The organism is Parvibaculum sp., from assembly GCF_049651025.1.
GTDB lineage: Bacteria > Pseudomonadota > Alphaproteobacteria > Parvibaculales > Parvibaculaceae > Parvibaculum.
Genome location: NZ_JBASBH010000024.1, coordinates 1 through 3,591, shown reverse-complemented (window position 1 = coordinate 3,591; position 3,591 = coordinate 1). Strand labels below are relative to the sequence as shown.

General features: G+C 60.8%; 2 protein-coding genes. One reads left to right on the top strand and one right to left on the bottom strand.

Annotation, left to right across the window (positions count from 1 at the left end; translation table 11 throughout):
* Positions 1–225 precede the first annotated feature (225 nt).
* Positions 226–582, top strand: a complete 357-nt coding sequence (locus WA943_RS02695; protein ID WP_424468295.1) for a hypothetical protein — start codon at positions 226–228, stop codon at positions 580–582.
* A 16-nt stretch (positions 583–598) separates the two neighbouring features.
* Here the strand turns inward: WA943_RS02695 and dnaE are convergent.
* The coding region (dnaE, locus tag WA943_RS02690; RefSeq protein ID WP_424468294.1) for a DNA polymerase III subunit alpha at positions 599–3,591 on the bottom strand (2,993 nt) is incomplete at its 5' end.

The following is a 3,591-nucleotide window of genomic DNA, read 5'->3' as shown; positions in this document are numbered from 1 at the left end:
GGGAAAAGCAAGGGAAGACGGCACTGCACGATGCGGGGAGAAACCCCATCATACCAAGTGGATATATCTTCTAAATAGCCAGCGTGACCCAGCGTTCGGGAATTTTGCCTCAACGACGCCAGCCATTGTTAGAAAACGTCGATTTTTATAGATAAGCCGAGCCCATAGTGTTTGGAATTATGAAGGCTACCGATTCCAGACGTCTTAATTTGTGAGGGGGAACAAATGACAGGCCGGTTCGCCTTTATCCTTGTCACCGCAATTTCAATTTCAGGACCCGCAATGGCTGCGGATCTGGGCGCGACCGTTAGCGCAGCAACACAATCCATGACTTCTGCGATAAGCGGATCAGCAGCCAACGGAGCAGGGGTTCGAGGATTTGGAAACGCTGCTAACTCGCGCACTCCCGGCGAGGCCATCCTTTCCGACCTGCTCAACGGCGGCAGTCGTATCTCTACAAGCGGGTATGGATTGGACGAAAACAGATGGTCGGACCCATCAAATGGGTTCTTCATCGGTGCGCAATCTGACGGGAATGCCGCTTATACGGTTCAGATCAGCAAGAACATCTTCTCGTTCTAGCCCTGCCAACTCAGATTCAAATCTCCTGCACCTCGATGACGCCCGGCACGGATTTGATCGCGCCGCGGATCTGGGGAGTGACCTTGTAGCCGCCCTTGAGCTGGATCTCGATTTCGCGGCCGCCCTCTCCCAGCAGGATCAGGGAGACGAGGCCCTTGCCGCGTTCGGTGAGGCGGGTTTTGAGGCCTGCGAGGGGCTTCTGGTCCTCGATGAAAATTCTCATGCCTGCGGAGGTGTTCGCCACCACTTCGTCCACGGAGCGGACGGACTGGGCGCGCAGCTTGCCTTCTTCGCCCGTGCGGTCGATTTCGACGACGATGACGACGGCCTTGCCGGGCTCCATCAATTCGCGGGACTGGTTCAGCACGTCGGAGAAGACGACGACCTCGAACTGGCCCGTCGGGTCTGACAGGCTGATGAAGGCGAAGGGGTTGCCCTTCTTCGATTTGCGCTCCTGCTTTGCCGTGACGGTGCCTGCGAGAATTTCGGCGCTGTTGTTGCGCTTCAGAAGCTCGGCATAGGTGACGACATTGGCGCGGCGAAGCGCGGTCTGGAAATCGTCGAGCGGGTGGCCCGACAAATAAAAGCCGATGGCGTTGAACTCTTCGTTGAGGCGCTCAATCGGCGTCCAGGGATCAACGTCGCGCAATGCGGGGTTCGCGATGGTCGCGCCCGTGCTTCCGCCGAAGAGATTGTCCTGCTTGCTTTCGCGCTCGCTTGCCGAGGCATTCGCCGTGCCGAGCACAAGATCGGCGGAGGCGAGCACCTGCGCGCGGTGCGGGTTCAGGCAGTCGAAAGCGCCTGCCTTCGCGAGATTTTCATAGGCGCGCTTGTTGATGAAACGCGGATTGATGCGGCGGGCGAAATCGAAGAGGTCGCGGAAGGGACCGCCTTCGCGCCGCACTTCGACGATGTGCTCCATCGCCTGCGCGCCGACATTCTTGATTGCGGCGAGCGCGTAGAGAACTTCGCCATTCGCCACAGAGAAAGCGGCCTCGGATTCGTTGATGCTGGGCGGGCGGAGCTTGATGCCCATGCGCGCGGCATCCTGCTTGAAGATGTTGAGCTTGTCGGTATTGCCGAGATCGAGGCTCATCGAGGCGGCGAAGAACTCGACCGGATGGTTCGCCTTCAGCCATGCCGTTTGATAGGCGACGAGCGCGTAAGCGGCCGCGTGGGATTTGTTGAAGCCGTAGCCCGCGAACTTGTCGACCAGTTCGAAAATCTGTGCGGCCTGCTTCTGATCGACAGCCTTGGCGACAGCGCCGGTGACGAAACGCTCCTTCTGCGCGTCCATCTCCGCCTTGATCTTCTTGCCCATGGCGCGGCGCAGAAGATCGGCTTCGCCGAGCGAATAGCCGGACAGGATCTGCGCGATCTGCATCACCTGTTCCTGATAGATGATGACGCCGTAGGTTTCCTTCAGGACGGGCTCGAGAAGCGGGTGCAGATAGTCCGGCTTTTCGCGCTCGTGCTTTCGCGCGATATAGCTCGGAATATTGTCCATCGGGCCGGGGCGATAGAGCGCGACGAGAGCGATGATGTCCTCGAAGCGGTCGGCTTCGAGCTTGCGCAGCACGTCGCGCATGCCCGAGCTTTCAAGCTGGAACACGCCGACCGTTTCGCCGCGACCGAGCATGGCGAAAGTCTTTTCGTCCTGGAACGGAAGATGCAGCAGGTCGACCTGAATATCGCGGCGTGCGAGAAGCTTTACCGCCTGATCGAGGACGGTGAGCGTTTTCAGCCCGAGAAAGTCGAACTTCACGAGGCCTGCTGGCTCGACCCATTTCATGTTGAACTGCGTCACCGGCATGTCGGAGCGCGGGTCGCGGTAGAGCGGCACAAGCGCGTCCAGTCCCCGGTCGCCGATGACGACGCCCGCGGCATGCGTTGAAGCGTGGCGGTAGAGGCCTTCGAGGCGCTGGCCGATTTCGAGGAGTTTTGCCACGGCTTCTTCGGCGTCGCGCGCTTCCTGCAGACGCGGCTCGCCACGGATCGCTTCGGCGAGCGTTACAGGCGCGGCGGGATTGTTCGGCACGAGCTTGCAGAGACGGTCCACCTGCCCGTATGGCAATTGCAGCACGCGGCCAACGTCGCGCAGCACGGCGCGGGCCTGCAGCTTTCCGAAGGTGATGATCTGCGCGACCTGATCGTAGCCATAGCGCTTCTGCACATAGCGGATCACCTCGTCGCGGCGGTCCTGACAAAAGTCGATGTCAAAGTCAGGCATCGAGACGCGTTCGGGATTGAGGAAGCGTTCGAAGAGCAGCCCGAAGCGCAGCGGATCAAGGTCAGTAATGGTGAGCGACCAGGCGACGACGGAGCCAGCGCCCGAACCACGGCCCGGGCCCACGGGGATGCCCTGCGCCTTTGCCCATTTGATGAAGTCGGCAACGATGAGGAAGTAGCCGGGGAAATCCATCTTGATGATGACATCAAGCTCGAAGCGGAGACGCGCGCGGTACTCTTCCTCGGAGGCGACGGCTTCGCCTTCGGCGAGACGCGCGGTGAGCCCCTCCTCCGCCTGACGGCGCAGCTCGTCGGCTTCGCTCACATCGGCGCTGAATGTCGGCAGGATGGGTTTGCGGGTGCGCGCGCGATAGGCGCAGCGGCGGGCAACTTCGATGGTGTTCTCGATCGCTTCGGGAAGATCGTCGAAAAGCGCGACCATCTCGTCCTGCGTCTTGAAGCGATGATCGGGCGTGAGGCGGCGGCGGGCAGTTTGCGTCACGTAAGCGCCTTCGGCGATGCAGATCATCGCGTCATGGGCTTCGAATTCTTCTTCCTTGGCGAAATAGGGCTCGTTGGTCGCGACCAGCGGCAGCTCAAGCTCATAGGCCATGTCGATGAGCGGGGCTTCGGTCTGGCGCTCGACATCGAGGCCGTGACGCTGCAACTCGACATAAAGGCGGTCGCCGAAAATCTCTTTCAGCCGCGCCATCAGTGTTTCGGCGGCGGGACGCTGGCCGCTTGCGAGCAGGCGATTGACGATGCCCGCTGGGCCGCCGG